The 5,503-nt window shown below is 64.1% G+C and carries 4 protein-coding genes; 3 read left to right on the forward strand and 1 reads right to left on the reverse strand.

The genetic code is table 11. The annotated features are described in order from the left end of the window. Window positions 1-44 precede the first annotated feature (44 nt). Window positions 45-623 carry a superoxide dismutase gene (locus tag QMX83_RS19690; protein ID WP_282298338.1) on the reverse strand — a complete coding sequence of 193 codons (579 nt, stop codon included), beginning with the start codon at window positions 621-623 and terminating at the stop codon, window positions 45-47. A gap of 120 nt (window positions 624-743) precedes the next feature. Here QMX83_RS19690 and grxD point away from each other — a divergent pair, with 120 nt between their 5' ends. From grxD to QMX83_RS19705, 3 genes are all read left to right on the forward strand, one after another. After that, on the forward strand, window positions 744-1,064 hold the full coding sequence (gene grxD, locus QMX83_RS19695; protein WP_125362216.1) for a Grx4 family monothiol glutaredoxin: 321 nt from the start codon (window positions 744-746) through the stop codon (window positions 1,062-1,064). Then, window positions 1,061-1,807 carry an SDR family NAD(P)-dependent oxidoreductase gene (locus QMX83_RS19700; protein ID WP_282298339.1) on the forward strand — a complete coding sequence of 249 codons (747 nt, stop codon included), beginning with the start codon at window positions 1,061-1,063 and terminating at the stop codon, window positions 1,805-1,807. Before grxD ends, QMX83_RS19700 begins: the two co-directional genes overlap by 4 nt. 342 nt (window positions 1,808-2,149) lie before the next feature. After that, the gene (locus tag QMX83_RS19705; protein ID WP_282298341.1) at window positions 2,150-5,395 is read left to right on the forward strand and encodes a carboxypeptidase regulatory-like domain-containing protein; all 3,246 of its coding nucleotides are present in this window, start codon (window positions 2,150-2,152) and stop codon (window positions 5,393-5,395) included. The last annotated feature ends 108 nt before the right edge of the window (window positions 5,396-5,503 follow it).

A 5,503-nucleotide genomic window follows, 5' to 3' on the forward strand; every position in this document is an offset into this window, starting at 1 on the left:
GGCCCAGGCGATGCGTGAGCCGGCCAACGGCCGGCGCTACCCATTCAATCGCGCAATCGCTCTGCCACTGCATCCCAGTTGACCACTTTCCAGAACGCCTCCAGGTACTTCGCCCGGTCGTTCTGGAAGTCGGTGTAATAGGCGTGCTCCCACAGATCGCAGGCCAGCAGCGGGGTGCTCTGGCCCACCAGCGGTGTGCCCGCGTTGCGGGTGACCTGCACCGCCAGGGCGCTGTTGGGGTGCTGCACCAGCCATACCCAGCCGGAGCCGAACAAGCCCAGTGCGGCTCGTTCGATTTCCTCGCGCAGCCGGCGCAGATCGCCGAAATGCCGTCCGATAAGCTCAGCCAGCCGTCCCTGCGGCTCGGCGCTGCCGCGCGGTCGCAGACCGTCCCAGAAGAAGCCGTGGTTCCAGGCCTGGGCGGCGGCGTCGAACAGCCGGCCCTGGCTCTGGCGGACCAGGTCTTCCAGCGGCAGTTCGGCCAGTTCGGTGCCCTCGATCTGTGCGTTGACTGTCTCCACGTAGGCGCGGTGCGCACCCAGGTGCAGGTCCAGGCTGGCCGCCGACAGGTGCGGCTGCAAGGCGGTGCGTTCGAAGGGCAGGCGGGGCAGGTCGAAGGGCATGGCGATCCGGGCGTGTGAGACGAGGACGTCCGGCGCGGGGTCAACCGCATTACAATGGACGCAGGGGAAGTCTATCCGACCACCCGAGGTCGGATGGTCCCGCAACGCAGGAGAGGTGTGGTGGCGGTGTTGCAGCAGATCCAACAGGAAGTCGATCGTTACCCCCTCGTGCTGTTCATGAAGGGCACCCCGCAGTACCCGATGTGCGGGTTCTCCAGCCGCGCCGTGCAGGCGCTGATGGCGGCCGGCGCGGTCAACCTGCGCACGGTCAACGTGCTGGAAGAGCCGGAAGTGCGCGCCAACCTGCCACGCTTCTCCAATCTGCCGACCTTCCCGCAGCTGTTCATCCACGGCGAGCTGATTGGCGGCTGCGACATCGTGCTGGAGCTGTTCGAGGCCGGCGAACTCAAGCGCATCGTCGAAGAGGCCGCGCACGGATGAGCGCCCTCCCGTCCGTGGCGGTCGGGAGCGGGGCGCTGGCCGACCGCATCATTCTCATTGCAGGCGCAGGTGGTGGCTTCGGCAGTGCCGCCGCCGTGGCCTGTGCCGCCGCGGGCGCAACCGTGGTCCTGCTCGGGCGCAAGCCGCGCCGGCTGGACCGGGTGTACAGCGCGGTCCAGGCCGCCGGACCGGAACCGCTGCTGTATCCGCTGGACCTGGAGGGGGCTACCCCCGACGACTACGCCACCCTGGCCGAGCGCCTGCACAGCGAGCTCGGCCAGCTGGACGGGGTGCTTTACTGCGCGGCCGATTTCGCCGGCCTGACCCCGTTCGAGCTGGCCGACCCCGCTGCGTTCGCGCGCGCCGTGCACGTCAACCTGACCGCGCCGGCCTGGCTGGCCCAGGCCTGCCTGCCGTTGCTGAAGCAGCGCGATGATTCCGCCCTTGTCTTCACCGTGGACGACCCGGCGCGGGTAGGGCAGGCGTACTGGGGCGGCTACGGCGCGGCCCAGCACGGGCTGCGCGGGTTGATTGCCAGCCTGCATGCTGAGCTCGCACGCGGGCCGGTGCGGGTTGCCGGCCTACAGCCCGGGCCGATGCGCACCGCATTGCGGGCGCGGGCGTTCTCGCTGGACGAGGACCAGGCGGCGCGGCATCCCGCCGAATGTGCGGAGGCGGCCGTGCTGCTGCTGTCGGCGGCAGGGGCCGAGTATCGCGGCCAGGTGCTTGATATCGCGCGGTAATGGTGCCGCCTGGGCCGGCCAACGGCCGGCGCTACCGATGCGGCCAAATACGTCACCGCCCTGACATGAACGACGGCTACCTTCCGCCCTGCCGGCAAGGAGCCGGTATTTCCTGAATAGGCGGATGTGAAGAAAATGTCACGATTGCGTTGTGATGGTGTGCGCGTTGTCGCTAAACCGTCACATACCGGGGCTATCGTGTTAATCTAGTGTTAACCGTTGCGGCTGAAACCAGCCTGCGGCATAGGGAACCCAGATCTAAGTCCATTCAGCCGCTGCCGGGGCTGTGTGGGCGCGTTTTTTCTCCGCAAATCGCCACTCTCGCATCGAGGCTACCCAAAAATGACCCACCCACTCCGGATGTCCAAGCTTACCCTTGGTCTCGTGGCCGCTCTTGCCACTGCCCCCGCCTTCGCCCAGAGCACCTCTGCCGGTGTCGGCGGCCAGGTCACGTCCGCCGCAGGCGCGCCTGTGGCTGGTGCCGAAGTCACCATCACGCACACCGAGTCCGGCACCACCAGCCGTGCTACCACGGATGCTTCGGGTCGTTACGCTGCGCGCGGTCTGCGCGTGGGTGGTCCGTACACCATCACCATCAACAAGCCCGGTGAAGGCACCAAGACCGAAGAAGGCGTTTACCTGAACCTGAATCAGGTCAACACCATCAATGCCGCCCTGACCGGCGACGTTGCTGCCACCAACCTCAGCGCGGTGCAGGTTGTCGCCGTGGCCGGTGGTTCGGACGTGTTCAGCGCCTACAAGATGGGTACCGGTTCGAACGTCAACCGCGAAACCATCGACTCGCTGCCGTCGGCCAACCGCAACATCCAGGATTACATCCGCCTCGACCCGCGCATCTCGCAGGTCAGCAAGGCTGACGGCGCGATCTCGGCCGGTGGTCAGAACACCCGTTACAACGCCATCCGCATCGACGGCATCAGCGCCGCCGATCCGTTCGGCCTGGAATCCAACAACCTGCCGACCGAGCGTCAGCCGGTGTCGATGGATGCGATCCAGGAAATCAACATCGACATCGCCAACTACGACACCACCATTGCCGGTGGTACCGGTGCGGTGATCAACGCGGTGACCAAGTCGGGTACCAATGATTTCGGCGGCACCGTGTACTACGCGTACCGCGACAAGGACATGGTCCGTAAGAATCTGGACGGCGTCCGCTTCAACGGCTTTGATGACGAGAAGACCTACGGCATGACCCTGGGCGGCCCGATCGTCAAGGACAAGCTGTTCTTCTTCGCCAACTACGAAAAGATGGAGCGTTCGGCTCCGGGTACCAGCCTGACCGACACCCCGTACGGCAAGGGCACCATCACCGACGCCGACATCGCCCGTGCGCAGCAGATCGCCACTGGTTACGGCTTTGACGCCGGTTCGCTGAGCGCACCGTCGAACGACACCGAAATCGAAGAATACGCACTGAAGATCGACTGGAACATCAGCGACAACCACCGTGCTGCCATCCGCTACAACAAGATGGAACAGTCCGTGGCCCGCTTCCCGCAGATCAGCAGCAGCGCGGTCTCGCTGAGCAGCTTCTGGTACGACCTGCCGAAGACCTATGAGTCCTGGATGGGCGAACTGTTCAGCGACTGGTCCGAGAACTTCTCGACCGAGTTCAAGATCGGTCACAAGGATTACTCGGCCGTCCGCACGCCGTACTCGGACCTGCCGCAGATCCAGGTGCGTGGTTTCGGTCCGTCCAACAACTCGCTGTACTTCGGTACCGAGCAGAACACTCACGTCAACATCATCGAATCCAAGGAACTGAGCGCCTTCGGTGCCGGTACCTGGTATGTCGGCGACCACACCGTCAAGTTCGGCTTCGACTACTCCAAGAACGAACTGCTGAACTTCTACGGCCGCAACCTCAACGGCGTGTACGTGTTCAACAACCTGGACGCGTTCGCGGCCGGTACTCCGAGCCAGTACATCGTGCGCGCTCCGCTGCCGGGTGGCAGCCTGGACGACGTCCCGGCTCGTTACGAGCTGAAGAACACCGGCCTGTTCGTGCAGGACAGCTGGGCAGTCAACAGCAACCTGACCCTGCAGCTCGGCGTCCGCGTCGACATGCCGGACTTCAGCGACCAGAAGCTGTACAACCCGCGCATCATGTCGACCTACGGCTACGACAACACCGTAATGCCGGATGACAAGCTGGTGCAGCCGCGCTTCGGCTTCAACTACACCTTCGACACCGAACGTCCGACCCAGCTGCGTGGTGGCGTGGGCCTGTTCGGCGGCGCAGCCCCGAACGTGTGGATGGCGGGTGCCTACCAGAACACCGGTTTCAACTACCAGGAATTCACCCTCACCAACCCGGGTCCGATCTTCACCCCGAACGTCGATCCGCCGTACTACCCGGCTGGCACCGTCACCGCGCGTGACAACGTGGACGTCATCGAGCCGGGTCTGAAGATGCCGTCGGTGTGGAAGACCAACCTGGCCTTCGATACCGAGCTGCCGTGGTACGGCATCGTCGCTTCGGCTGAGTTCCTGTACACCAAGGTCAATGACGCGCTGTACTTCGAGCGTCTGGACCTGAGCGACGGCAACGGCAACAGCTACACCCGCATTGGTCAGGACGGTCGTGAGCTGTTCTGGAATCCGGAAGGCTACCTGCCGTCCACCGCAGCCAACCGCAACGTGCAGGAAGGTCAGACTGCGTCGAATGGTCGCACTGTGCGTGGTAAGGCCAATCGTCCGCCGAACATGGGCGACGTGATGCTGCTCCGGAACACCGACAAGGGTTCCAGCCGCCAGTTCACCGTGGGCCTGAACAAGCCGCTGATGGAAAACTGGGGCTGGTCGCTGGCTTACACCTACACCGCCGCGAAGGAAGTCAGCCCGCTGACCAGCTCGCAGAACACCTCCAACTGGGGCAGTACCCTGATCGGCACCGCCAATGAAAACGTGGCGTACGATTCGCGCTACGCGCTCAAGGATCGTGTGACCGCTTCCATCAACTGGAAGAAGGCGTTCTTCGGCGATTACAACACCAGCGTCGGCCTGTTCTACGAAGGTCGTTCGGGTCGTCCGTTCAGCTACATCTACGCCAACGACATGAACGGTGATGCCGCCTCGACCTCGGGTGCCGGTGCCTTCAACGACCTGTTCTACGTGCCGAATGGCCCGGGCGACGTCAAGTGGACCGGTGGTGCCGCGATGGAGCAGGCCTTCTTCGACTGGCTGGCCAAGAACCCGCAGCTGGCCGCCTACCAGGGCCAGATCGCTCCGGCCAACGAGTTCCGCACCGGCTTCGTGAACACCTTCGATATGCGTATTTCGCAGGAGTTCCCGGGCTTCATGAAGGAGCACAAGGGTGAGCTGGCGCTGGACATCATGAATGTCGGCAACCTGATCAACAAGAAGTGGGGCCGCATCAACGATTACGGCTTCAACTCGACCGCTCGTGTGGCCAGCTACGCGGGTATCGACCCGGCAACCGGCAAGTACATCTACAACTTCACCGGCGCTGATGAGCCGACCATCCAGGAAAACAACAACGACAAGGGCAACACCGGTGCGTCGCGCTGGTCGATGCAGCTGACCCTGAAGTACAAGTTCTGATCCATCGAACTTGACGTGTAAATGAAAACGGCCGGGGCAACCCGGCCGTGGTTTTTTTTTTGTGGTGGCGGCGCCCCCACCGGGGGGGCCGGCGGGGGGGGGGCGCCC

The sequence above is a fragment of the Stenotrophomonas sp. PS02289 genome, assembly GCF_029960115.1.
Classification (GTDB): Bacteria; Pseudomonadota; Gammaproteobacteria; order Xanthomonadales; family Xanthomonadaceae; genus Stenotrophomonas.

Bases quoted from the DNA above. Each gene is read 5' to 3' on its own strand.
- QMX83_RS19690 (WP_282298338.1), bottom strand. From the start codon at position 623: ATGCCCTTCGACCTGCCCCGCCTGCCCTTCGAACGCACCGCCTTGCAG.
- QMX83_RS19700 (WP_282298339.1), top strand. From the start codon at position 1,061: ATGAGCGCCCTCCCGTCCGTGGCGGTCGGGAGCGGGGCGCTGGCCGAC.
- QMX83_RS19705 (WP_282298341.1), top strand. From the start codon at position 2,150: ATGACCCACCCACTCCGGATGTCCAAGCTTACCCTTGGTCTCGTGGCC.